Below are 23652 nucleotides of genomic sequence, written 5' to 3'. Positions count from 1 at the left end.
CAGCAGGGCGAACTGGGTGCGCGTCAGGGCGAATTGAGCGCGCAGATCGATCGCGAGGTCGACCGCCTGTTCGATGCCGCCATCGCCGCGGGCAATGCGCAGCGGCTGGAGTGATCCGCCGGCGGCGTGCCGCGCCTACGCCGACGCGGCCGCCGCCAGCGCGCGTTCCTCGGCCTCGGCGGCGACCAGGCGCTGCAGCAGCAGCGCCAGCGTGACCACGTCCTGGTGGTTGTGCGCGGCGACGCGGCGCAGGTTGCGCGCGTTGCCGCCGCGCAGGTAGCTCAGCCACGCCGCTGGCGCTTCCGAGCCTGGCAGGTCGTCCTCGCGCACCACCCGCAGCAATTGCCGCTCGATGGTGGCGAGCTTGCAGTTCTCCCAGGTGCCGCGGTAACGGCGGCGGGTGGGATGCAGCAGATCCACGTGGTCCAGCGCCGACAGCGGATCGGCGCAGCGCGCCAGCCGGTAGCGGGTCTTCAGCAACGGCGCGTCGTAGCAGCGGCCGTTGTAGCTGGACAGCACGGTGCCCGGCCGCAGCCAGGCGCGGAACGCTTCCAGCATCGCCTTCTCCGCGCCCATCGTGGCCATCAGCAACTGGCGGATGCGCAGGCCCGGGCCGTCGGCCGGATGCACGCTCCAGTCGGCCGCGCCGATCATGAAGGCGCGGGTGCCGGTGCCGCCGGCCAGGCCGGTGGTTTCGGTGTCGAAGAACAGCAGGTCGGTGGGGTCCACCGTATCCTCGCGGCGGGCGAAGGCCAGCGACAGCGCGCCGGCGGGAATCGGCTGCGGCAGGAACGCCTCGATCAGGTGCAGCCCGGGTGCGATCTCCACCCCGGGCAGGTGCCGGTCCGGCGCCGCGGCCGGTCTGCGTGCGGACGCAGCCGCGGTGGGCGCGACCGCACGCTCGCGCAGGCCGAGCAGGCGCCGCAGCGCGGACACATCGGTGCCGCCGCGGTCGAACGGGGCGATGGCGATGGGCGGCGCTACCGCGGTATCGGCGCCGCCGCTGCGCGGGGGAGCGGGTGGCGTGCGTGGGGCCGGCGTCGCAGTTGCCTGCGATACGATCTCGCGCGGCTGCGGCGCTGCCTGCCGCGGCGCTTGCGTGGACGTCGCCGCGGCAGTGTCTGCGCGTGACGCGGCAGACGCGTCGGCTGCGATGCGATGGCCGGAGGACGCCGGCGCGCGCTCGGCGCTGGCGTCGCCGGCCTGCCGGCGCAGCGCGCGCAGGCGTTCGAGGCTGATGCTCATGCGCTCCACTCCGGCAGCGCATCGGCATCGGCATCGATGGCGATCGTGGTTGCGCCGTGCGCGTCCAGCGCCGTGTCGTCCTCGCCGTCGAGCAACAAACGCAGCACGCGCAACGCCAGCGCCCGCGGCGTGGTCGCGCTTTCCTCCTGCGCGGCCAGCACCGGGCCGACGCAGGCCGGGCAGCCGGCCACGCAGTCGCAGCCCTGCACCAGTTCGCGCGCGCGCTGCACCAGTTCGGCCTGGCGCCGCCACAACGGCTCGCTGAGGCCGACGCCGCCGGGGAAGTTGTCGTACAGGTACACGGTGGGCACGAACTGCTGCAGTTCGACGCTGGCCGGCTCGCCGCTGTCGCCACCGCGCAACTGGCCGCGGCCCTTGGCGTCGGCCACCGCGAACCAGGCGCCGTCGCCGTCGCCCACCGCCTGCTGCAGATCGCGTGCGTCGGCCATCACCGCCACCGTGGCCACCACGTGCAGCGCGTAGGCCGCGCCGAGGAAACCATCCAGCGCATCCTGCTTGCTGCCGAACGCCTTGAGCAGGGTGGCCTGCGGCAACTGCCACCACACCGCGGTGGTGTGCAGTTCCTGGTCGGGCAGGTTGACCGGGCCGTAGCCGATGTTCTCGTGGGTGTAGTAGCGGATCTTCTTGTAGCCGGCCACGCGCCGCACCACGTGCACCTCGCCGTGGTGCGCGTCGCCGCGGCCGGCCGCGCCGCCGTCGAAGCGGTCCAGCACCTTGAGCTTGGTGAAGTCGATGCTGTCGGTGTAGTAGTCCACATGGGTGCGGGTGACGTAGGCCTTGCGGCCTTCCCAGTCCAGCTTTTCCACCTGGTAGGGCGTGCTCTGCACCATGTGGATGGCGCCTTCGTACAGGGTCAGCGCGGCGGCGGAATAGTCGACCTCGGCGATGATCTGCTGCTTGCCGTCGGTCTTGTCCACCACCACGAAGTTGCCGTCGGCCACCGAGCGCAGGCTCACCGCGTTGGCCGGGTAGCTGTCGGCGATCCACTCCCAACGGTCGCCTTCCTGGTGCACCACTTCGCTCTCGGCCAGCGCCTCCAGGAACACCGCCGGGTCCACCGGGCCGAACGCCTCGCCGGCGACGAAGGTCAGCTCGAACGCGGCGCAGCGGATGTGGTCGAACAGGATCAGCGGCTGGTCCGGGGCGATACGGGCGTGTTCCGGCGAGGCATCGGCGAAGAAGTCCGGGTGCCGCACCACGTACTGGTCCAGCGGCTGCGAACTGGCCACCAGCACGCCCAGCGCCGGCTGTTGGCGGCGCCCGGCGCGGCCGAAGCGCTGCCAGGTGGCGGCGACGCTGCCGGGGTAGCCGTTGAGCACCACCACGTCCAGCGCGCCGATGTCCACGCCCAGTTCCAGCGCCGAGGTGGAGACGATGCCGTCGATGCTGCCGGCGCGCATCGCCCGCTCGGCCTCGCGGCGCTCGCTGGGCAGGTAGCCGCCGCGGTAGGCGCGGATGCGCGGCGGCTTGCGTGGGTCGTGGTCGAAGATGTCCTTCAGGTACTTGGTCAGCACCTCCACCATCAACCGCGTCTGCGCGAACACCAGGGTCTTGAGCCCGGACTTGATCGCGATGCGCGCGATGCGGTTGCTCTGCGAGCGCGCCGAGGCGCGCAGGCCCAGGTCGGCGTTGACCACCGGCGGGTTCCACAGCAGCACGTGCTTGTCGCCGCTGGGCGCGCCGGAGTCGGTGATCGCGTGCACACGCTGCTCGATCAGCGCCTCGGCGTGCGCGCGCGGGTTGCCGATGGTGGCCGAGCACAGGATGAACTGCGGCGTGACGCCATAGAACGCGCAGATGCGTTTGAGCCGGCGCAGCACGTTGGCGACGTGGCTGCCGAACACGCCGCGGTAGGTGTGGATCTCGTCGATCACCACGTAGCGCAGATTCTCGAAGAACTGCGCCCACTTGGTGTGATGCGGCAGGATCGCCTGGTGCAGCATGTCCGGGTTGCTGACCACGATGTCGCCGTGCAGGCGGATCGCCTGGCGCGCATCGCCGGGGGTGTCGCCGTCGAAGGTGAAGGCCTTCACCCCGAGGTCGCCGGCACGGTTGAGGTCCAGCAACTCGGCCACCTGGTCCTGCGCCAGCGCCTTGGTCGGGAACAGGTACAGCGCCTTGGCCTGCGCGGTCATCGCCGCTGCCACCACCGGCAGCGTGTAGCACAGCGACTTGCCCGAGGCGGTGGGGGTGACGATGGCCACGTGCTCGCCGCGCTGCGCCGCGTCCCAGGCCTCGGCCTGGTGGCTGTACAGCTGCGCGATGCCGCGTTCGCGCAATGCCGCGGCCAGCGCCGGCGGCACGTCGTCCGGGATCGGCGCGTAGCGGCCGGCCTGGCCGGGGATGGTGAAGCTGCCGGTGATGCGGTCGTGGTAACGCCGTTCCAGCCGCGCGCTGAGCAGCGCGCCATCGCGCGAGGGCAGCCCGTCGGTGGTGGACAGGGCGCGCTCGGCGTCCTCGGTGCGCGGGGCTAGGGCGTGGGCGGGCATCGGCACGGCTCTCAAAGTGAAACAGGTAAGCGAAATCGCGTCTCAGGGTATGAGACCGGGCGCGCCGAGGCGAGACGGGCAGGCTGAGCGGATTCAGGCTGGGCGATTGCATGCGGCACGCATTGCTGTTCGCACTGCATGCGGCAGCCTATTGGCGATGCGTGCCGGCCCTGCGCGTCTGTACCGACACAGCGGCCGTCTGCGCCGATGACACGCCCTCGGCAGCGCGTACTACGCAGATCAGGCTTGTGCCGATGGCCGTGTTCCGCGCGAGGCGCGAGGCTTTCGCTACCCGTCGTGCAATGACGGACCCCGTTCACACACTCAGGAGCGAATGCCATGGTCACCGCCGAATTTCTGCAGGAGAACGGCTTCAGCAACAAGGCGTCGGTCGACGCCAACGTCTACATCAAGGATGTCACCAAGGCGCTGCCGTCTTCCGGCAACCTGCATGCGCATCTGAAGGTGACATTTGCCGATGCCCATCGGCTGGCGTTCGAAATCCACGGCACTATCCGCGTCGACGCAGACGCGCAGGCGTTGGGCAAACGTAGTGGCGACGACAGCACCATCGGTCGCGCTCTGTGGGTGTACGCGGATGGCACGTTCCGCACGTCGGTCGAAGCCGCCTTTTGGCAGGAGCAGGGCGGCGTCACCCCGTCCCAGCTCAAGACCTATGCGCGTAAGCTGAAGGATCAAGTGCGGCAATGGGAGCAGGCACTGGAGCGCGAAGGTGCCGATAGCCATCCTTCGCCGGCAGGAAACAAGCGCGCACTCGACGATCTGGACACGCGCTATCCGCTCGGTAGGTAATCGCCAGCGCGGTCTTGGCAGGATGCTGCGCGTGGCGAAGCAGGGATCAGCCGCTACGCGCGTATCCTGTGCGTCCCCCAGCACCAAGGCACCGCTTCCCGGAGTGCCGAAGATCGCCTTGTCCGCATCGACTTCCTCGCCAGCCCCGCACTACCGCACCGCCGCCGCGCGCCGCGCCGATCTGCTCGTGCATGTCGTTGGCCTGCTGCTGGCCGTGGTCGGCGGCGCGCTGCTGGTCTGGCGCGCCCATGCCAACGACGCGCTGATCGTGGCCACCAGCATCTACGCGCTGGGGCTGCTGACCATGTTCGCCTGCTCGGCGGCGTACAACTTCGCCCCGCCGCAGCGCCAGCCGGTGCTGCGCAAGCTCGACCACGCCGGCATCTTCGTGATGATCGCCGGCTCCTACACGCCGTTCTTCGTGCTGGCGCTGTCCGGCGCCTGGGTCTGGTCGATGACCCTGGCAGTGTGGGGCATGGCGCTGTTCGGGGTGTTCGCCAAGCTGTTCCTGCCGGGCATCGCCAAGGGCTTCTGGGTGGCGATCTACCTGCTGCTGGGCTGGGCGGGCATGGCGGCGGTCAAGCCGATCGTGGCCGGGCTGGACACGCCGGTGCTGTGGCTGATCGCTGCCGGCGGGGCGATCTACACGGTGGGCGTGGCGTTCTACGTGCGCAAGTCGATGCTCTACAACCGCGCGATCTGGCATGCGCACGTGCTGGGCGGCGCGCTGGCGCACTGGTACGCGATCTGGCTGTGCCTGCGCCCGCTGTCGGCGACGTGAACGGTGGCGCCGATGCGCTAGAGATGGCCGTGCCGCGTCCGTAAGCTCGGGCGTCATGGACAGCATGCACATAGCGGATCCGAACGGCCGGCGCCTGCGCACGATGCTGGCAATCGCCTTGCTGGCGACGTGCGCGAATGTGCAGGCACAACAGGCCGCGCCCGCCACACCGGCCGCTGCGCCGCCGCCGCCCTCGGTCGCAACGCCGTCCACATCCGATGCCGCCGCGCAGCCCGACATCCAGACCCTGGGCGAAGTGCGCGCGCTGCCGCCGGACGAGGGCGAGCCGCTGGACCTGTATCGCTTCAAGAATCCGGTGTCGCCCCCGCCCAACCGCTTCGACAAGGACTGGCGGCCGCCGCCCTCGGTGGAGCAGGTCAGCCAGAGCGGCGGCTACATCGCGCTCGGTGTCTACTACCTGGCCGGCAAGGCGGCCAAGGGCCTGCACGCGCTGACCGGCGGCCCCGACCAGGTCCAGGCTGCCGTCGCGCGGCCACCTCCACAGCTGAGCGAGGCCGAACTGCAGCGCGCCATGAAGGTGTGCGCGGAACAGGGCGGGGGCTGCGCAGCGGGGCAGTGAAAGGCGCCGGAAGATGTTGCCAGGTCGGCGCGGCGATGGAATCACGATAGCGCGTCGACCCCTGGCGCGCGCTGTAATTCGGTGGCAGCTATCAGGCGCAACTGTTCGGCATCAGAGAATCGTTCCACCTAGCAGGTGAGTGGGTACCGGCGCCTCACCGTTTCATTCGCCGAACTCGACGTCGTGGATCCGTAGCAGGGTGTGAGGAAAGGTAGGCGACGCGTCAATCCCATGCCCTGTCAGTCTGTATCGCAGGGACTGGGGAAGGGCGCAGAAGTCGGCTGACTACTTGCAGGCGTCGAATGTCTTGTCGGCCAGGCGCGTCGGCGTGGTTCCATGCAATGCCAGCCTCACGATGATGCGCTTGCACCCTTCGTCGCCCGCCCAAAAGCGCAGCGTATTACCGGTGATACCCGAAAGTGTCAGGGCGCGTGTCGCCTGTTGGAGCTTTTCGCTCTTCACGAACAGTTGGGCGCGTGGGTCAAACAAGTAATAGCTGTAGGCGGGAGCGCCGAGGCGTCCGGAAAAGTCCGTCCACAACAGCAGATCGTCATTGCCATCGCCATTGATGTCCGACACGATCGCGGTATAGCGCAGATCGTCGCCCGGTTCGTCCTGTTCGGTGAAGGGGCCGCGATAGGCGGCGACATACGCGGGCTGAGCTGTCGTGTTGCTTAGAAAGACCAGCGACCGGATGGGGATGGACTGCTTGCCTGCCGTCCGCTCCACCGTGATCGTTGCGGGTGCGCAGCGTAAGAGCAGTCCGCCGGTGCCGCGGCATTGCGTGCCTTCGATCTCCAGGCGAAGGTCGCCCAGTTGGAAGACGACCCGTCCCGTCGCATCTGGCGTTCCGCTGGCGGTGAACGTCTGCGTACGCAACGTCGCCTCATGCGAGGCCGCTTGTGGTGTCTCTGCTGCGGCCGACGTGAGCCGGGGACTGACGTCAGCCTGCGCGGCGTGGTCTGACGAGGTGTTCCTCCGCGCAGGTGACGTCACTGCACCTGCGGCCGCTGCAGCACTGTGCACGGTGCTGCAGCAGACGAGGCACAGTGCCACGAGTCGGCACAAGGCTGCCCATCGAGACGAAGCCAAAGGTCCCAACCACGGTCGAGAACAGCCTGCGATTCCCTTCCAGGTTTTGTGCTCCATGCCATGCATGTCCCGCCTCTTGGACAGCCGCGCCCTCAACGCCCGCCGCGCGTATAGCCTTCCAGTTCGTCGGCGCGGGAGCTGATCCGGCGCAGGGTGGCTTCGGCGCTTTGCAGGCCCGCCTCCTGGCCGCGTGCGCCGAACGCACGGTCGAGCTGTGCGGCCTGGTCGTTGGACTGCTGCCAGGTGGACTGCGCGTCCATCAGGCGGGACCGGTCGGTACCGCTGATGCGGTAGCGCAGCTTGTCGTAGGCGCGGTCCAGACGCTCCTGCTGCACGCGCTGTTCGCGCTGGATGCAGCGCCGGCTCTCGTCCAGGCCCTGCGCCTGCTTGCGGCAGTCGTGGTAGGTGGCGGACAGGCCATCGCTCGGTGCAGCGGCTTCGGCGCCGGCCGGCGGCATCTGCTGCAGTTGCTGCTGCATCTGCTGGATCTGTTGGGCCTGCTGCTGCAGCAGGCGCTGCTGTTGCTGCAGTTGCGCATCGCGCGGGTCGGTCTGCTGCGCTGCGGCACTGCCGCACACGCCGGCGACCATCGCGGCGATCAGCCAGGCGCGCAGCCGGCGCTGGTGCTGGGTTCCCTGGTGCTGGTGCATCGTCCTTCTCCTTCGATCGGCAACCGATCCTGCCGCGCGCCGCATCGCCGGTGCGCGGTCGAGGTGGGGCCAAGCATACGGGAAGGCGATGATGGCTTCATGGCACGGCGATGCGGGCGCTCAGCGGGGAGACACCGCGCTCGTCGAAGGCTTCGACGGCGAACACGTAGTCCTGGTCGCGGTTCAGCGCCCGGATCTCCAGGTCGGTGCCGCGGTCGGCGAACACCTGGTAGGTGAGGTTGAGGCGGTCGGCGCGCAGGCCCCAGCGCACGTTGTAGCCGACGGCGCCGGGCACCGCCTGCCAGTGCACGCGGGCATTGCGGCGGTCGGCATCGCGCTGCGCGACAACGCAGGTCGGCGCCGGCGGCGGGGCGCCGTCGGCGTTGCCGAACACGCGCAGGTCGCTGATCGCCAGGTGGGCGGCGCCGACGTGGCCGTGCACGTAGCGGATGTAGCGGGTGTGCACCGGCGCGGGCAATTGCAGGTAGGCGTTGGGCCGGTCGCGGCGGTCGGTGCCGTCGCCGACCTCGGCCAGCGGCAGCCAGTGGCGGCCGTCGCGCGAGTGCTGCAGCCGGAACGCGGTGTAGATGTCAGGCGCATCGCCGTAGCGGCCGGCACGGTAGTCGGCGAAGTTGACCTGCACCGCGCGCACGCTGCGTTCCCCACCCAGGTCGACGGTGAGGGTCTCGCCGGGCGTGTTGTGTGCGGCCACCCAGTAGCTGCGCGGGTCCTCGTCGGTGGCGCGGTCGGCGGCGAAGCCGTCCAGGGTGGACGAGGCGGTGGCCGGCTTGCGGTAGGACAACAGCATCCAGCCGGTGAACAGCGCCTCCGGGTCGGCCACCGGGCCGTCCGGCATCCAGTGCGGGAAATCGCCGAAGCGGGTGGACACGCGCATCTGTCCGTCGGCGGCGAACGCGGCGGGGAACAGCACGATGCGCCGTTCGAAGGTCCAGTTGGCGCCGATCCAGGCGGTGCCGCTGTTCCACCAGTTGCCGTGCGCGTCCTGGAAGGTGGAGCCGTGGCCGGCGCCCTGCATGAAGCCACCGGGCTTGTAGGCCACCGGGTTGTACGTCGCATAGACGAACGGGCCGAGCGGGTGCTCGCCGACGTACACGCCGTTGGCGTAGGCGTTGTACTCGCTGCCGGGCGCGCCGTACTGCAGGTAGTAGCGGCCGCCGGTCTTGGTCATCCAGGCGCCTTCCAGGAAGCTGCCGATCGGGCTGCCGTCGGGGAAGCGGGCGCCGCGGTGATCGGGGCCGAAGCGCTCCCAGCCGTGCTGCGCCGGGTCCAGCGCGAGCAAGGGCGTCGGCACGCCGCGGAAGGCGAACCCCTGCGCGTTGCGATCCATGGCGATGCCATACAGCGGATAGCGGTCCGACGAGCCCCAGTACAGGTACCACTGGCCGTCGTCGTCGATGAACAGGTCCGGGTCCCAGGGGCCGGGCGGCACGTCGCTGAGCGGGCGGCCCTTCATCTCGGTGCCGATCGGCTGGGCGCGCGGCAGCTTGGGCAGCAGCCGGGTCAGGAAGTCGAGCTTGCCGCTGGCCGGGTCGCGGGTCTGCAGCAGCGGGCGCGGTTCGAAGGCCGACTGCATGATCACCAGGCGGTCGCCGTCGGCCACCACCGCCGGCGCGACGATGCTCTCGAACGGCCAGCGGCTGGGCGTCACGAACTGCCAGTCGAGCAGGTTGCTGGAGCGCCAGTAGCCGTCGGCCAGGGTCTGGAACAGATAGTAGGCGTCGCCGAAGCGCACGAACACCGGGTCGGCGCCGGTGCGGTAGGAAATGCCTTCGTTGAGTTGCTCGAAGTTGTAGCGGTAATCCAGGTCGATCGGATTGGCGTAGCTGCGCTGGCCTGGCGCCTGCGCCGCGGCCAGCCCGGCGGACGCCAGCAGCGCCAGCGTTGCGAATGCTCTGAACATGGCGATGGCCTTCCCCCCGTGGCGGCGCCGGCTACCGTAGCAAACGCAGCGGCAGGGCGCGATGCGGCAGGCCATGCCGCCGCGGTTACCATGGCGCCCGCCGTTCCCCGCTGCCGTGCTGCGGCCGCGGCGCCTTCCCTCGCCGACCTCCGACTCCATGACCGCCAACGTTTCGTCGCGCCGCCTGCTGCCCGTGTTGTTGTCGTCCTTGCTGTTCGCGGCCGCTGCCGCTTTCGCCAACGACAGCAGCATCGGCGACGCCAATGGCTCCATCGAACTGATCCGCCAGCCGGACATCCGCATGAGCAAGGAAGACCTGTTCATCAGCGAGGAGCGGGTGCAGGTGGACTACGTGTTCACCAACACCAGCACGCGCGAGCTGCTGGTGCCGATCGCCTTCCCGATGCCGCCGATGTACTTCGGCATGGCCGACCACAGCGCGCTCACCGACTTCAGGCTGTGGGTGGACGGCAAGCCGGTGCACACTGAGCGCAAGCTGGTGGCGAAGCTGGACGGCAGCGACATCTCGCGCGCGTGGGCGGCCAGCGGCTGGACGCCGGACGACCTGGCCGAGTACGTCGAGGGCGGCACCGTTCCGGCCGGCCGCACGCCGTTGCCCGCGCGCTGGTTCGACGCCGACGGGCAGCCGCGCTTCACCCTCAGCGAGTACTTCGTCTGGCAGCAGCGCTTTCCCGCCGGCGGCGCGGTGGCGATCCGCCACAGCTACGTGCCCAGCGTCGCCACCGGCGTGCCGATGCCGGCCAGCGACCTGATCGGCGAGTACGCCAAATCCACCTGCCTGGACGCCGCCACCCAACAGCGCCTGCGTCGCCGCGCCGGCGCCAACGGCCTGCAGTGGAGCAACCTGCGCTACGTGCTGCGCACCGGCGCCAACTGGAAGGGGCCGATCCAGGACTTCCACCTGACCCTGAAGAAGCGCGCCCCCGGCGACCTGCTCAGCCTGTGCTTCGACGGCGAGCTGCAGCGCATCGATGCGCTGACCTTCGAGTTCCGCCAGCGCGACTTCGTGCCCGAGCGCGACCTGGACATCCTGTTCCTGCGCTGACGCGCCATCGGCGCCCGCAGCCCCCAGCCGCGCCGAAGCCGACATCCGGCTGAACGCCGATCCGGCGCGGTCGGCAGTTTCGACCCGACGCGGTGGCGCGCGCGGCGGCGGATCGGGCAGCATGCGGCGGCGCGATCCCTCCCCCAGGACCTGCCCGCATGCGCGATGCCGCCGTTGCCGCTTCCGATCCCGTCGCCCTGGTCGCGGCACGCCTGGAACGCCTGCCGCCCACCCGCAGCCTGTGGCGCCTGGTCGCGCTGCTGGCGCTGGGCGGCTTCTTCGAACTGTACGACCTGTTCCAGACCGCCTACCTCAGCCCCGGCCTGCTGCGCGACGGCATCTTCGCCGAGGGCGCGGCCGGCGTGTTCGGCATCGCCGACCAGGCCGCGTTCGCCTCGGCGACGTTCCTGGGCCTGTTCCTCGGCGCGAGCCTGCTCAGCCCGCTGGTCGATCGTTTCGGGCGGCGCGCGGTGTTCTCCTTCGCGCTGCTCTGGTACTGCGTGGCCACGGTGGCGATGGGCCTGCAGCACAGCGCGCTGGGGGTGATCCTGTGGCGCGGCGTGGTCGGCGTCGGCCTGGGCGTGGAACTGGTCACTATCGATACCTATCTGTCGGAAATGGTGCCGCGGCAGATGCGCGGCGCGGCGTTCGCGCTGGCATTCTGCGTGCAGTTCCTGGCGGTGCCGGCGGTGGCGTTGAGCGCCTGGGCGCTGGTGCCGCACGCGCCGCTGGGCCTGAGCGGCTGGCGTTGGGTGGCGCTGCTCAGCGGCGGCTTCGCGCTGGCGGTGTGGTGGCTGCGCAGCCGTTTGCCGGAGTCGCCACGCTGGCTGGCCACGCAGGGCCGCCACGCCGAGGCCGACGCGGTGCTGCAGCGGCTGGAAGCGCGCTGTACCGCCGACCTGGGGCGGCCTTTGCCCACACCCGAGCCGGCCTCGGCGCCGGCCGCGCCGATACCGCAGCTGTCCGCGCTGTGGCAGCCCCCGTACCGGCGCCGCATGGCGATGCTGGTGAGCTTCCACATCTTCCAGGCGATCGGCTTCTTCGGTTTCGGCAACTGGTTGCCGGCGCTGCTGGCGCGGCAGGGCGCCGACAGCGTGCACGGCCTGGGCTACGCCTTCGCCATCTCGTTGGCGTATCCACTGGCGCCGCTGCTGCTGATCGGCGTGGCGCAGCGCTGGGAGAACAAGTGGCAGGTGGTGGTGTCGGCGCTGGGCGCGATGCTGTTCGGCCTGCTGTTCGCCTGGCAGAGCCAGCCGCTGCTGCTGATCGCCTGCGGCGCGGCGGTCACCTTCTGCAATGCCTGGATGAGCTTCGCCTACCATGGCTACCAGGCCGAACTGTTTCCCACTGCGCTGCGCGCCCGCGCGGTCGGCTTCTGCTATTCCTTCAGCCGCCTGTCCACCGCCGCCAGCAGCCTGCTGATCGGCATGCTGCTGGACCGCACCGGCCACCGCGGCGTGCTCGCCTGCGTCGCCGCCAGCCTGCTGATCGCCGCCGCGGTGGTGGGCCGGTTCGGACCGCGTACCCACCAGCGCGCGCTGGAGCGGATCTAGGCGTGTGGGATATGTTGAGACGCGCGCGAAGTGGCCTGGCGCACATCGAGGCGTGCATCGCGTTCAGACTGGCCCTTTACCTACCGCGGAGGACGTCATGCAACCGTTCAACGGCGCCAAGCTGGCGCTGCTGTGCGACGACGCGCTGCTGGTGTACCAGCGCGATGTGAAGCCGGAGATTCCCTGGCCGGGACTCTGGGACCTGCCTGGCGGCGGCCGCGAGGACGACGAGAGCCCCGAGCGCTGCGCGCTGCGCGAACTGCAGGAGGAGTTCGGCCTAGTGCTGGAGGAAGACAGGCTGACCTGGGGCCGCTGCTATCCGTCCCTGCAGCCCGGGTACCTGCCGAGCTGGTTGTTCGTTGGCCGCCTGAGTTGTGCCGAGATCGCCAGCATCCGCTTCGGCGATGAAGGCCGGGGGGGGCTGCTGATGCCCGTGGCCGAATTTCTCGCCCATCCCCAGGCCGTGCCCCATCTGCAGGAGCGCCTGCGCGACTACCTGGCTCAGTGCGTGCTGGGGTAGCTGGTCTGGCCGGCCAGTCGTTGCCTGCGATACGAGAAGCGGGTTTACAGCGTGCGTCGCGGGGCATGCAACCGCCGCTATGACGGCTGCCTCTGCAGCGCCGATCCTGCCACCTTGGGCCATGGCCAGTTCGGTGGACCGGCGCGATGTCGCCGGGGCCAGGGCGCCACGCTTGGCCTGGTGGTGGACCGGCCGTCCTGTCTGGACCGCGCCCGGCGCCGCGTGGGCCAGACGCAGGCGCGGTGTGCGGCAGGGGCCTGCCTCAATCCCGATCACGCGTTCCGGCCGCGCGATTCCTTAACGTCCCGCACCGGTCATCGTCCCTCGACACCATGCCGGGGCGGCCCGGTGCATGCTGTCGCCTCCCTCGCCACGAGCTTCGGCCATGACCTCGCTATTGCCCGTCCCCGTGATGGATGCCGCCGATCACCGCGACCTGGCCCAGGCGCGCGCCCTGCTGGAACACCCGGGCCTGGCGGCGAAGATCGCCAATGCGGTGGGTGCGCCGATCGAGGCGCTGATCAACAAGCGTCTGCCGAAACTGCTGTCCTCGCGCATCGATGCGGTCAGCCAGCGCGCGCTGCGGGTGGCGTTGCGCTCGGCGCTGCTGACCCTGCGTGGCCAGGCGCCGGAACGCGCACGGCCGCGCCTGCATGGCGCCGCGGTGGCGGCGACCGGTGCGGCCGGCGGCTTCTTCGGCCTGCCCGGGCTGGTGGTGGAACTGCCGCTGACCACGACCTTGATGCTGCGTTCGATCGCCGACATCGCCCGCGCCGAGGGCGAGCGCCTGGACGACCCGGCGACCGCCCTCGCGTGTCTGGAGGTGCTGGCGCACGGCGGCCGCAGCCACCGCGACGACGGCAGCGAATCGGGCTACTTCGCGGTGCGCGCGGCGATGGCGCAGCAGCTCAGCGCCGCGGCGCAGTACATCGCCGCGCACGGCCTGGGCAGCAAGGGTGCGCCGGTGCTGGTGTCGCTGCTGTCGCGCATCGCCGCCAAGTTCTCGGTCACGGTCAGCGAGAAGCTGGCGGCGCAGGCGGTGCCGCTGGTCGGCGCGGCCAGCGGCGCGCTGCTCAACACGGTGTTCATCTCGCACTTCCAGGCGATGGCGCGCGGTCACTTCATCGTGCGCCGGCTGGAGCGCCGCTACGGCGAGGCGGCGGTACGCCAGGCCTACGAGGCCTTGCCGGCCGGGCGATGAGCCATGGCGGTCGCCGCGTTGCGCTGGCTGCGGGCAGCGCGCGCTGGCACAGTGGTGGCCGCTGCCACGCTTCTCCCGATCTTTCCTTGCCGCAGGTGCACGCCATGAAAACCCGCCACCGTTCCGACAGCGACGACGACCAGCCACGGCTGGCGGTGCTGATCGACGCCGACAACGCGCAGCCCTCGGTGATCGAAGGCCTGCTCGCCGAGGTCGCCAAGTACGGCCTGGCCAGCGTCAAGCGCATCTATGGCGATTTCACCAGCACGCGCATGACCCAGTGGAAGCAGGCGCTGCTGAAGCATTCGATCAGCCCGGTGCAGCAGTTCGCCTACACCAGCGGCAAGAACGCCACCGACAGCTCGCTGATCATCGATGCGATGGACCTGCTCTACACCGGCCGCTTCGACGGCTTCTGCCTGGTCTCCAGCGACAGCGACTTCACCCGCCTGGCACAGCGCCTGCGCGAGGAAGGACCGACGGTGTACGGCTTCGGCGAGCGCAAGACCCCGGATGCGTTCGTGCAGGCCTGCGACAAGTTCATCTACACCGAAGTGCTGCGCAGCGAGGCCAGCGCGGCGGAGCCGGCCAAGCCCGCCGCTGCGGCCGCCAAGCCGGCGGCCAAGGGCCGCAAGAAGCTGGCCGCGACGCCGGCCAAACCCGAGCCGACGCCCGCCGCCACCGAGACCAAGCAGGCGCCGCTGACCCTGCTGCGCCAGGCCATCGAGGAAGCCTCCGACGACCAGGGCTGGGCCGGGCTCGGCAGCGTCGGCAGCTATCTGAACAAGGTGCGGCCGGATTTCGATCCGCGCCTGTATGGGCACAAGAAGCTCAGCGACCTGCTGCGCCGGCTGTCGTCGCACTTCGAACTGGAGGAGCGCGGCAACGAGGGCGGCGGCAAGCGCATCTTCGTGCGCTCGCGCGGATGAGCTGTCAGCCGCTGCCATTCGCACTGGTGCGTGCCGTCGTGGCGCGCAATGGCACACACAGGTGCACGACACGATGAGCGATCGACCCTACGCCCTGTCCTGCGATCGCAACCGCGATCCGATCCTGCAGGTGCTGCAGCGGCAGTTCGCCGATCGTCGCCAGGTGCTGGAGATCGGTAGCGGCACCGGCCAGCATGCGGTGCATTTCGCCGCGGCGCTGCCGCAGCTGACCTGGCAATGCAGCGAGCGCGCCGAGCACCTGCCCGGCATCGCGCAATGGCTGGAGGCGGCGGCGCTGCCGAACACGCCGCCGGCGCTGGCGCTGGACGTGCGCGAGGGGCCGTGGCCGCGCACCGGCTACGATGCGGTGTTCACCTCCAATACCTTGCACATCATGGGCTGGGACGCGGTGCAGGCGTTCTTCGCCGGCGTCGGCCAACTGCTGGCAAACAGCGCCGACGGCATGCTGGTGGTCTACGGCCCCTTCAACTACGGCGGCGCCTTCACCAGCGACAGCAATCGCGACTTCGATGCGTGGCTGAAGGCGCGCGACCCGGCCAGCGGCATCCGCGATGCCGAGGCGGTGGACGCGCTGGCGCAGGCGCAGGGACTGGCGCTGCAGGAAGACGTGGCGATGCCGGCCAACAACCGCTGCCTGGTCTGGCGCCGCGGCTGAGGCAGGAGCGCCACCCGGCGATGCCTTGGCGCCGTGCGGATGCGCGATCGCGCAGGCGGATGCGCCGTGGGCGCCCAATCTGACTGCGTTAGCCATGTCGTGACTGTGCATGCGTCTGCGCGGTCGTACCGAATACGCCGACGTGCTTGATGCAGCACTGTCTTGGCCGGTTCCATGCCTGCGCTGCATGGCGGGCGACGCAGTAGGCGTTGTGTCCAGGTGACGAAGCCGCACTCTCTCCCTCATCACGGGTTCACTGCCGTGCCACGGCGGATTCACCGCGCGCTTGCGACTGTGCGCCGACACCCGCCGCCGCCGAACGGGCCTGCAGCCGGTGCTTCCTTCCTTCGCCACGGAGCATACCCATGGACAACAACGACAAAGCCCCCGATCTCAATCGCGATCCGATTTCCGGCACCCCGGGTTCGCATCCGGTTGGGGTCGGCATTGGCGGTACCGCCGGCGGTGTGGCCGCGGGCGCGCTGGCCGGCACCGTGTTCGGGCCGCTCGGCACCTTGATCGGCGCGGCGGTCGGGGTGGTGGCCGGTGCGGCGGCAGGCAAGGGCGTGGCCGAGCGCATCGATCCCACCGGCGAGGATGCGTACTGGCGCGAGGAATACCGCAACCGCGACTACGCCAAGGCCGATTACGACTACGACCGCGACTACGCCGCGGCCTATGGCCTGGGCCTGCAGGCGCGCGAGCAGTATCCCTCGCGCACCTGGGACGAACACGAGCGCGAGCTGTCGCACGACTGGGGCACGCGCCGTGGCGACTCGCGCCTGGAGTGGGACGAGGCGCGGCTGGCCGCGCGCGATTCCTGGGAGCGCGCCGACGCCACCTATCGCACCTACGAGGACAGCGACCGCTACTACGCCGATCGCTTCGACACCGTGGACTACCGCGAGACCGACAGCAGCTACGACGACTACCGCCCGGCCTACCGCTACGGCGTGCAGGCGCGCAGCCGCTACCGTGACCGGATCTGGGACGACCGCCTGGACACCGACCTGGAAAGCGGGTGGGAGCGCGCCAAGGATCGCTCGCGGCTGAGCTGGGCACAGGCCAAGGCGGCGGTGCGCGAGGCCTTCGATTCCGATCGCTACGATCGCCCCGGCCGAGGCAATCCGCCTGATCCGCGGGTCTGATTCGACGTTCGTTGCGTTGAATGGCAGTAGGTGGAGTTGCCACCGGGCACTCGACCGAATCGCATCCTGATACAACACAGCGGCCGCTGCATAGGGCCGCTGTGTCGTATGCGGAGTCTACGGAAGCAACCATGTGGGAGGGACTTCAGTCCCGACGCGCAGACCCTTCCGTCATCGGCAGCATCGCGATCGACCGGGATCCATCTGCATGGTAGTGGTGCGCGGAACGTCGCTGGCACCGGCTGCATCGTCACCGGGTGACATGGCAGGTCGCGGTTGAACATGGCAGGTCGCGGTTGAAGTTGTTCCTGCAGCCTGGCCCCTACAGTCTGTCCGATGTCGGCGAGCGCGCTGGAGGTTGCTGAACCTTCGGTTGCAACGGATCGTCCGCCTGCGCCTCTTCCTCTGTCCGCGCCTCTGCCTCGGCCTGTGCCTCCGCCTCCGCTTCCGCGTCTTCCTTCGAGGCGGCATCCCACCAGGCCGGCGCCGCCAGCCGATCTTCTCCATAGCCGTTCATGCAACCTGTTCGTTGTTGCTCCAGGCGCTTGTAGTCCAGGGTGAGACGCTGCACATCCTGTTGCTCTGGCCACTCGGTGTAGGCGAAGTAGCCCTCGTACTGGTTCCCATTGATGCAGGCGATATACGAATCCGCCCGCAGCCCGGCTGCCTGAAAGACCAACACCCGCGCTTCGCCGTTGCGATCCAGGCGGCCATGGAAGACCGTCCATTTGCCCGACGCGCAACTCGCGCCGGAGATCCCCATGTAGCTCAGGCACGGAATCGACCACACGTCCTGCTGGACGCGGATCCTCGCGCCCGAGAGTGGCCGATCGGGTCCCGCCACGACACGGATCGTGATGAACCGCGGCATGATCCAGGGGCCGGCGTGCTCCGCCAGCAGGTAGAACAGCAGGATGGCGCCCACCAGCGCCACGCATGCGAGTTTGAGCAAACGCTTCACGCGATGTTCCTTCGAGGGTGATGCGGCCGTGGATCGCTGGCGATCCACGCAACGTGCGGATGATGCCCAAGGCCGGCCGCCCTGGGCGATGCTGCTGTCCTGCGTGCGGCTGGAGTCGGGTCGCGGCTGCAGCCGCTTCTGCGGCAGATGCACGGACGCCAGGGAACGCGGGAGGTTGGCAGGCGCAGCGCCGGCCGCGCCGCGTTCGGTCAGACGCCCTCGATACTGCCATTGCGCCGCCGCTGCAAGGCGGCGGGCGTTCGTCTCCCGCTCAGGCCGCCTGCACGATATGCAGCGCCTTCGGGTTGCGCCAGGTCGCCAGCAGCCGCGCTTCCTGTTGCTTGGCCTCGTGCAGGTGCGCTTCCTTGACGTGGCCGTAGCCGCGGATGTGTTCCGGGATGCTGGCGATCTGCACCGCCAGCGCCAGGTTGTCCGCCTGCAGCCGCTGCAGCAGTTCGTCCACGGTGGCGAGGTAGTCGGCGATCAACTGCCGTTCGCCGCGGCGCTCGGCGCTGTAGCCGAACACGTCGAGGGCGCCACCGCGCAGGCGGCGCAGCTTGGCCAGCCACTTGAACGCGGTGAACATCCACGGGCCGTATTCGCGCTTGCGCAGCCGGCCTTGCGCGTCCTTCTTCGCCAGCAGCGGCGGCGCCAGGTGGAAGCGCACGCGGTAGTCGCCCTCGAACTGCGCCTGCAACTGCTGCGCGAATGCGCCGCTGGTGTACAGCCGCGCCACCTCGTACTCGTCCTTGTAGGCCATCAGCTTGAATGCGTAGCGCGCCACCGCTTCGGTCAGCGCGGTCGAGGCCGGGGCCACGCGCTGCTCGGCAGCGCGCACGCGCTCCACCAGCGCGGTGTAGCGTGCGGCGTAGGCGGCGTCCTGGTAATCGACCAGGAAGGCGTGGCGGCGCGCGACCAGCTCGGGCAGCGAGCGCGACAGGCGGCTGTCGTCCAGCGGCGCGTGGCCGGCCTCGCCGCTGTCGGCGGCGGCCGGCAATTCGCGCGCCGGACGCGGATTGGACGGATTGCGCGGCGCGGCGCTGGCGCCGGCCTCGTGGCCTTCCCACTCGCCCGGCGGCAGCTGCTGTAGCCCCGGCGCCTGGCGTTCGCGTTCATCCGCGGCCGGATCGGCGAGACCCGCCGCGCGCCGTACAGCCGGCAGGTCCAGCGCCGCCAGGCGGCCCCAGGCGAAGGCCTGCTGGTTCATCGCCACCGCCGCGCCGTTGAGTTCGATCGCGCGCATCAGCGCCGCGTGCGACAGCGGCACCAGGCCCTGCTGCCAGGCGTAGCCGAGCATGAACAGGTTGCTGGCGATGGCGTCGCCGAGCAGGGCGGTGGCCAGCTGGGTGGCGTCGAGCAACAGCGGATCGCGCCCGCCCAGCGCCAGGCGCACGCCGGCAATGATCTCGGCGGCCGGGAACTGCATGTCCGGGTGCGTGGTGAAGGTGCCCGGCATCGCCTCGTAGCTGTTCAGCACCACCTGCGAGCGATCGCCGCGCACCTTGGACAGCGCCCAGTAGTCGTTGACCACCACCATGTCGCACCCCAGCACCAGGTCGGCCTCGCCGGCGGCGATGCGCACCGCGTGCAGGTCTTCCGGTTGCCGCGCAATGCGGATATGCGTGGTGACCGCGCCGCCCTTCTGCGCCAGGCCGGTCTGGTCGAGCACGCTGGCGCCCTTGCCCTCCAGGTGCCCGGCCATGCCCAGCAGCGCGCCGATGGTGACCACGCCGGTGCCGCCGACGCCGGTGATGAGGATGTTCCAGGGCTGGCTTAGGTCGCTGCGGAAGCTTGGTGTCGGCAATTGCTCCAGCAGCGCCGCAGCGTCGGCCTTGCGGCCCTTGCGCGGCTGCCCACCGTGCACGGTGACGAAGCTGGGGCAGAACCCGGACACGCAGGAATAGTCCTTGTTGCAGCTGGACTGATCGATCTGGCGCTTGCGCCCGTATTCGGTCTCCTTCGGCAGCACCGACACGCAGAAGCTCTTCTCGCCGCAGTCGCCGCAGCCTTCGCAGACCAGCGAGTTGACCAGCACGCGCTTGGGCGGATCGGGCAGCTTGCCGCGCTTGCGCCGGCGCCGCTTCTCGGTGGCGCAGGTCTGGTCGTAGATCAGCACGCTGGTGCCCTTGACCTCGCGCAGGTGCCGCTGCACCGCGTCCAGCTCGCTGCGGTCGTGGAACTCCACGTCGCTGGGGAACAGCTCGCGGCGCCGCGTCCACTTGCCGATGTCGTCGCTGACCAGGGCGATGGTGTGTACGCCTTCGGCACGCATCTGCCGGGCGATGTCGGGCACGCTGAGGGTGCCGTCCACCGGCTGTCCGCCGGTCATCGCCACCGCGTCGTTGTAGAGGATCTTGTAGGTGATGTTGACGCCGGCGGCGATCGACTGGCGGATCGCCAGCGAGCCGCTGTGGAAATAGGTGCCGTCGCCCAGGTTCTGGAACACGTGCGGGGTGTCGGTGAACGGTGCCTGCCCGGCCCAGGTGACGCCTTCGCCGCCCATGTGGGTGAAGGTGTCGGTGGCGCGGTCCATCCACGTCACCATGTAGTGGCAGCCGATGCCGCCGAGTGCGCGCGAGCCTTCCGGCACCACCGTGGAGGTGTTGTGCGGGCAGCCGGAGCAGTAGTGCGGCACGCGCGGGAAATTGGCGCGCGGCAGCGCCATCTCGGCTTCCTTGGCTTCCATCCAGCGCAGCCGCTGTTCGATCGAGTCGGTGTTCACCGCGGCCGACTGCGGCAGGCGCAGGATGCGCCGGCCGATCACCCCGGCGATGGTGGCCGGGGTCAGTTCGCCGGTGGACGGCAGGATCCATTCGCCGGCCTCGTCGTACTTGCCGACGATGCTCGGGCGCGGGCCGGCGCTGGCCGGCCAGTTGTAGAACTGCTCCTTCATCTGCCGCTCGATGAAGGCCTTCTTCTCCTCCACCACGACGATGTCCTGCAGCCCGCGGGCGAACGCGGCGATGCCCAGCGGCTCCAGCGGCCAGGTCATGCCGACCTTGTACACGCGGATGCCGATGCGCGCGCAGGCGTCCGCGTCCAGGCCCAGGTATTCCAGCGCCTGCAGCACGTCCAGGTAGCTCTTGCCGGTGGTGACGATGCCCAGCCGCGCCTGCGGCGCATCCATCACCGTGCGGTCGATGCCGTTGGCGCGGGCGAAGGCCTGCGCCGCGCGCACCGCGTAGCGATGCAGGCGCATTTCCTGGTCCAGCGGCGGATCCGGCCAGCGGATGTTGAGGCCGCCCGGCGGCAGGTCGAAATCCTCCGGCAGCACGATCTGCCGCGCGAACGGATCCACCTGCACCGAGGCCGAGGACTCCACCGTCTCGGCGATGGTCTTGAAGCCGATCCAGCGCCCGGTGTAGCGGCTCATCGCCCAGCCGAGCAGGCCCATGTCGAGGATGTCCTGCACCCCGGCCGGATTGAGCACCGGCATCATCGCGCTGACGAACTCGTCCTCCGAGCCGTGCGGCAGGGTCGAGCTGCGGCAGGCGTGGTCGTCGGCGGCCAGCGCCAGCACGCCGCCATGGCGCGAGGTGCCGGCGGCGTTGCCGTGCTTGAACACGTCGCCGCAGCGGTCCACGCCCGGGCCCTTTCCGTACCACATGGCATACACGCCATCCACGCGCGCGCCGGGGAACAGGTTGGTCTGCTGCGTGCCCCAGACCATGGTCGCGCCCAGGTCCTCGTTGAGTCCGGGCTTGAACACCACGTTGGCCGCGTCCAGATGCTTGCGCGCGCGCCACAGTTCCAGGTCGAAACCGCCCAGCGGGCTGCCGCGGTAACCGCTGACGAAGCCGCCGGTGTTCAGCCCGGCGGCGCGGTCGCGCAGTTGCTGCATCAATGGCAACCGCACCAGCGCCTGCACCCCGGACAGATAGATGCGGCCATCGGTGCGGGTGTACTTGTCTTCCAGCGTATAGCGGGTGTCCACGCCGTCGGCGGCCGCTGCGGCGAGGGAGGACGACGGACGCGGATCGGCGATGCGGTTCATGGCTTGCCCGGAAATGGAAGGCTGGCGGGCGCGCAGCGCCTGCCGCGCGCGATCGCCCCGATTGTATCAGCGGCGATTTTTGCGCCCGTTCTCGTCCACGCCGGCCGTGGCGGGGTAGGATGGGACCCGGGTGAGGGGATCACTCCAGGGGATTGCAGCAGTGAAGGCATACACATACGCAGTGGCCGCGATGCTGGCCTGCATCGGCCTGGCCACCGCGGCCAGCGTGCGGGCGCAGGCATTGCCGGCACCGAAAGAGTTCTACTTCGACGAAGACCGCGGCACCACCCGTCCGGTCACCGCCATCGCCGGCAGCGGCGAGGCCCTGGTGGATCGTCTGGCCAGTGCCGTGCAGCGCGATCCCAACGCCAACGAGGCGCGCGCGCAGCTGGCCGGCATCGCCATGGCCGGCGGCCGCCAGGAACTGGGCGAACAGCTGTATCAGGCTGCGTTGCATGCGCTGCCCGCCGGCGTGCAGCGGCGCCAGGTGCAGTGGAACTATGGCTGGGATCTGCTGCGCGCGGGTGATCCGGCGCGCGCGCTGGCGCAGTGGAGCGCACTGGTCAACGGCCGCCCGGCGGCGCCGGACTGGCTGCCGCCGACCCTGGCGCTGGCGTTGTGGCGCCTGCAGCGCAAGGACGAGGCCGTGAAGTGGTACGCCGCGGCGGCACGCACCTGGCCGGACAAGTGGGGCGCCACCGCCGATTTCGCGGCGTTGCTGCCGGCCTGGCGCGACGACGAGCGCGCGACCCTGGCCGAAGTGCAGGCCGCCTGGAAGGCCGCGCCGCCGGCCTGGCCCTGAGGCACGCGGGTCCAGGAAGCACGACGCGGCCCGCGCGGGTGGCCGGCGCAATCTAGGGTCCGGGTGTGCCCGGTCGCACAGCGCACTGTGTCGCCGCGCCTGCGCGGAGCGCCGGCCCGTGCTGGGCGCAGGCCTGGTGCGGCTTCGGTCGCGTGATGCCTCGACTGCCTGCGTGCGCATGCCATGCGATGATGCCGCGTACCCGCTGATTTCGTGCTGTGCCGATGGCTTTCGACGCGTTCGCCCTGATGTTGGTCATGCTGGCGCTCGGCAAGCTGTTCGCGCGTCAGCGCGTCCTGCCGGCCAACACCACCGAGGTGCTCAACGGGGTGGTGCTGTACCTGTGCCTGCCGGCCTCGGTGCTGATCTACGTGCCGCGCCTGCAGTTCAATCTGGAACTGCTCGGATTGATGCTGACGCCGTGGCTGCTGACCGGCGTGAGCGCGCTGGCGATGCTGGGCTTGCGCCGGCCGTTGCGGCTGCGCCGGGATCAGCAGGCGGTGCTGCTGCTGTGCGTGGCGCTGGGCAATTCCAGCTTCATCGGCTACCCGATGGTGCGCGCGCTGCTCGGCGAGGCGGCCTTGCCGTATGCGGTGGTCTACGACCAGTTCGGCACCTTCGTGCTGCTGTCCAGCTTCGGCCTGTACGTGCTGGCGCGCTACAGCGGCGAGGCGCCGCCATCGCCGCGGCAGACGCTGTTGCGCATGGCGCGGTTCCCGCCGCTGTGGGCGCTGCTGTTCGCGCTGACCCTGATGCCGGCGCAGCCGCCGGCGTGGATCGCCTCCGGCCTGCAGCACCTGGCTGACGCGATGCTGCCGCTGGTGATGCTGGCGGTGGGATTCTCGATCCAGTTGCGCTTGCCGCGCGAAGAATTGGCGCCGTTGGCCGCCGGCCTGGTGCTGAAGCTGCTGGCGCTGCCGGCCCTGGCCTGGCCGTTGTCGTGGGTGCTGGGCCTGCGCGGGCAGGCGCTGCAGGCCAACGTACTGGAATCGGCGATGCCGACCATGATCACCGCCGCGCTGCTGGCGATCTCGCATCGCCTGGCCCCGCGCCTGGCCGCGGCCCTGGTCGGCTACGGGATTCTGCTGTCGCTGGTCACGTTGCCGGCGTGGGCGTGGTTGTTGGGGGCGTTGCGTTGAGCCTGCGCCGTGGGCGGTGCCTGGATTGGCGGGTGTGGGATGGTGCGCGCGTCGTACCCTCATCCGCCCCT

Annotated in this window: 19 protein-coding genes; 12 read left to right on the top strand and 7 right to left on the bottom strand. The window is 70.0% G+C overall.

Features of this window, described 5'->3' with window-relative positions; all coding sequences use genetic code 11:
- Nucleotides 1-135 precede the first annotated feature (135 nt).
- Nucleotides 136-1245 (bottom strand): ribonuclease H-like domain-containing protein, encoded by a 1110-nt coding sequence (locus tag CEK69_RS21305; protein ID WP_226975164.1) that lies wholly within the window; start codon nt 1243-1245, stop codon nt 136-138.
- Entirely contained in the window at nt 1242-3755 is a 2514-nt protein-coding gene (locus CEK69_RS13915) for a DEAD/DEAH box helicase (protein ID WP_152246190.1), read from the bottom strand. The genes CEK69_RS21305 and CEK69_RS13915 overlap by 4 nt, the downstream gene beginning before the upstream one ends.
- A gap of 339 nt (nt 3756-4094) precedes the next feature.
- Here CEK69_RS13915 and CEK69_RS13910 point away from each other — a divergent pair, with 339 nt between their 5' ends.
- The 3 genes from CEK69_RS13910 (at nt 4095) to CEK69_RS13900 (ending at nt 5929) form a co-directional block, all read left to right on the top strand.
- Nucleotides 4095-4568, top strand: coding sequence for a hypothetical protein (locus tag CEK69_RS13910; RefSeq protein WP_152246188.1), 474 nt, complete (start codon nt 4095-4097; stop codon nt 4566-4568).
- 118 nt (nt 4569-4686) lie between these two features.
- Nucleotides 4687-5349 carry a hemolysin III family protein gene (locus CEK69_RS13905; RefSeq protein WP_193313992.1) on the top strand — a complete coding sequence of 221 codons (663 nt, stop codon included), beginning with the start codon at nt 4687-4689 and terminating at the stop codon, nt 5347-5349.
- A 103-nt stretch (nt 5350-5452) separates the two neighbouring features.
- On the top strand, nt 5453-5929 hold the full coding sequence (locus CEK69_RS13900; RefSeq protein WP_152246184.1) for a hypothetical protein: 477 nt from the start codon (nt 5453-5455) through the stop codon (nt 5927-5929).
- 285 nt (nt 5930-6214) lie between these two features.
- On the opposite strand, the gene CEK69_RS13895 is transcribed toward CEK69_RS13900, so the two are convergent.
- From CEK69_RS13895 to CEK69_RS13885, 3 genes are all read right to left on the bottom strand, one after another.
- Complete coding sequence (locus CEK69_RS13895) at nt 6215-6808, bottom strand: hypothetical protein (protein WP_152246182.1); 594 nt, start codon at nt 6806-6808, stop codon at nt 6215-6217.
- A 305-nt stretch (nt 6809-7113) separates the two neighbouring features.
- Entirely contained in the window at nt 7114-7671 is a 558-nt protein-coding gene (locus CEK69_RS13890) for a lysozyme inhibitor LprI family protein (RefSeq protein ID WP_152246180.1), read from the bottom strand.
- A 97-nt stretch (nt 7672-7768) separates the two neighbouring features.
- A complete protein-coding gene (locus CEK69_RS13885; RefSeq protein WP_193313991.1) occupies nt 7769-9592 on the bottom strand; it encodes a family 43 glycosylhydrolase in 1824 nt (607 codons plus the stop codon).
- Nucleotides 9593-9749: 157 nt separating this feature from the next.
- Here CEK69_RS13885 and CEK69_RS13880 point away from each other — a divergent pair, with 157 nt between their 5' ends.
- The 7 genes from CEK69_RS13880 (at nt 9750) to CEK69_RS13850 (ending at nt 16685) form a co-directional block, all read left to right on the top strand.
- Nucleotides 9750-10658, top strand: coding sequence for a DUF4424 family protein (locus CEK69_RS13880; protein WP_152246178.1), 909 nt, complete (start codon nt 9750-9752; stop codon nt 10656-10658).
- A gap of 158 nt (nt 10659-10816) precedes the next feature.
- Complete coding sequence (locus tag CEK69_RS13875) at nt 10817-12211, top strand: MFS transporter (RefSeq protein ID WP_152246176.1); 1395 nt, start codon at nt 10817-10819, stop codon at nt 12209-12211.
- Nucleotides 12212-12308: 97 nt separating this feature from the next.
- Nucleotides 12309-12731 (top strand): NUDIX hydrolase, encoded by a 423-nt coding sequence (locus tag CEK69_RS13870; protein ID WP_152246174.1) that lies wholly within the window; start codon nt 12309-12311, stop codon nt 12729-12731.
- 385 nt (nt 12732-13116) lie between these two features.
- Nucleotides 13117-13932, top strand: a complete 816-nt coding sequence (locus tag CEK69_RS13865; protein ID WP_173003393.1) for an EcsC family protein — start codon at nt 13117-13119, stop codon at nt 13930-13932.
- 104 nt (nt 13933-14036) lie between these two features.
- Entirely contained in the window at nt 14037-14861 is an 825-nt protein-coding gene (locus CEK69_RS13860) for an NYN domain-containing protein (RefSeq protein ID WP_152246172.1), read from the top strand.
- A 73-nt stretch (nt 14862-14934) separates the two neighbouring features.
- Nucleotides 14935-15537 carry a DUF938 domain-containing protein gene (locus CEK69_RS13855; protein ID WP_152246170.1) on the top strand — a complete coding sequence of 201 codons (603 nt, stop codon included), beginning with the start codon at nt 14935-14937 and terminating at the stop codon, nt 15535-15537.
- Nucleotides 15538-15902: 365 nt separating this feature from the next.
- Nucleotides 15903-16685, top strand: coding sequence for a hypothetical protein (locus CEK69_RS13850; RefSeq protein ID WP_152246168.1), 783 nt, complete (start codon nt 15903-15905; stop codon nt 16683-16685).
- Nucleotides 16686-17007: 322 nt separating this feature from the next.
- Here CEK69_RS13850 and CEK69_RS13845 read toward each other — a convergent pair whose 3' ends face one another.
- Both CEK69_RS13845 and CEK69_RS13840 read right to left on the bottom strand, forming a co-directional pair.
- Complete coding sequence (locus CEK69_RS13845; RefSeq protein WP_226975163.1) at nt 17008-17646, bottom strand: hypothetical protein; 639 nt, start codon at nt 17644-17646, stop codon at nt 17008-17010.
- A 271-nt stretch (nt 17647-17917) separates the two neighbouring features.
- On the bottom strand, nt 17918-21640 hold the full coding sequence (locus tag CEK69_RS13840; RefSeq protein ID WP_152246166.1) for an indolepyruvate ferredoxin oxidoreductase family protein: 3723 nt from the start codon (nt 21638-21640) through the stop codon (nt 17918-17920).
- 190 nt (nt 21641-21830) lie between these two features.
- Here CEK69_RS13840 and CEK69_RS13835 point away from each other — a divergent pair, with 190 nt between their 5' ends.
- Together CEK69_RS13835 and CEK69_RS13830 are read left to right on the top strand one after the other, a co-directional pair.
- A complete protein-coding gene (locus CEK69_RS13835) occupies nt 21831-22442 on the top strand; it encodes a tetratricopeptide repeat protein (RefSeq protein ID WP_152246198.1) in 612 nt (203 codons plus the stop codon).
- A 224-nt stretch (nt 22443-22666) separates the two neighbouring features.
- Nucleotides 22667-23581: an AEC family transporter gene (locus tag CEK69_RS13830; RefSeq protein WP_043094054.1), complete on the top strand. Its 915-nt coding sequence runs from the start codon at nt 22667-22669 to the stop codon at nt 23579-23581.
- The last annotated feature ends 71 nt before the right edge of the window (nt 23582-23652 follow it).

Source organism: Xanthomonas sp. LMG 12462, from assembly GCF_009192885.1.
GTDB lineage: Bacteria > Pseudomonadota > Gammaproteobacteria > Xanthomonadales > Xanthomonadaceae > Xanthomonas_A > Xanthomonas_A sontii.
This window is presented reverse-complemented; position numbering and strand designations above follow the sequence as displayed.

Bases quoted from the DNA above. Each gene is read 5' to 3' on its own strand.
- CEK69_RS13915 (WP_152246190.1), bottom strand. From the start codon at position 3,755: ATGCCCGCCCACGCCCTAGCCCCGCGCACCGAGGACGCCGAGCGCGCC.
- CEK69_RS13890 (WP_152246180.1), bottom strand. From the start codon at position 7,671: ATGCACCAGCACCAGGGAACCCAGCACCAGCGCCGGCTGCGCGCCTGG.
- CEK69_RS13865 (WP_173003393.1), top strand. From the start codon at position 13,117: ATGACCTCGCTATTGCCCGTCCCCGTGATGGATGCCGCCGATCACCGC.
- CEK69_RS13840 (WP_152246166.1), bottom strand. From the start codon at position 21,640: ATGAACCGCATCGCCGATCCGCGTCCGTCGTCCTCCCTCGCCGCAGCG.
- CEK69_RS13855 (WP_152246170.1), top strand. From the start codon at position 14,935: ATGAGCGATCGACCCTACGCCCTGTCCTGCGATCGCAACCGCGATCCG.
- CEK69_RS13860 (WP_152246172.1), top strand. From the start codon at position 14,037: ATGAAAACCCGCCACCGTTCCGACAGCGACGACGACCAGCCACGGCTG.
- CEK69_RS13870 (WP_152246174.1), top strand. From the start codon at position 12,309: ATGCAACCGTTCAACGGCGCCAAGCTGGCGCTGCTGTGCGACGACGCG.
- CEK69_RS13830 (WP_043094054.1), top strand. From the start codon at position 22,667: ATGGCTTTCGACGCGTTCGCCCTGATGTTGGTCATGCTGGCGCTCGGC.
- CEK69_RS13900 (WP_152246184.1), top strand. From the start codon at position 5,453: ATGCTGGCAATCGCCTTGCTGGCGACGTGCGCGAATGTGCAGGCACAA.
- CEK69_RS13835 (WP_152246198.1), top strand. From the start codon at position 21,831: ATGCTGGCCTGCATCGGCCTGGCCACCGCGGCCAGCGTGCGGGCGCAG.
- CEK69_RS13875 (WP_152246176.1), top strand. From the start codon at position 10,817: ATGCGCGATGCCGCCGTTGCCGCTTCCGATCCCGTCGCCCTGGTCGCG.
- CEK69_RS21305 (WP_226975164.1), bottom strand. From the start codon at position 1,245: ATGAGCATCAGCCTCGAACGCCTGCGCGCGCTGCGCCGGCAGGCCGGC.
- CEK69_RS13850 (WP_152246168.1), top strand. From the start codon at position 15,903: ATGGACAACAACGACAAAGCCCCCGATCTCAATCGCGATCCGATTTCC.
- CEK69_RS13880 (WP_152246178.1), top strand. From the start codon at position 9,750: ATGACCGCCAACGTTTCGTCGCGCCGCCTGCTGCCCGTGTTGTTGTCG.
- CEK69_RS13885 (WP_193313991.1), bottom strand. From the start codon at position 9,592: ATGTTCAGAGCATTCGCAACGCTGGCGCTGCTGGCGTCCGCCGGGCTG.
- CEK69_RS13910 (WP_152246188.1), top strand. From the start codon at position 4,095: ATGGTCACCGCCGAATTTCTGCAGGAGAACGGCTTCAGCAACAAGGCG.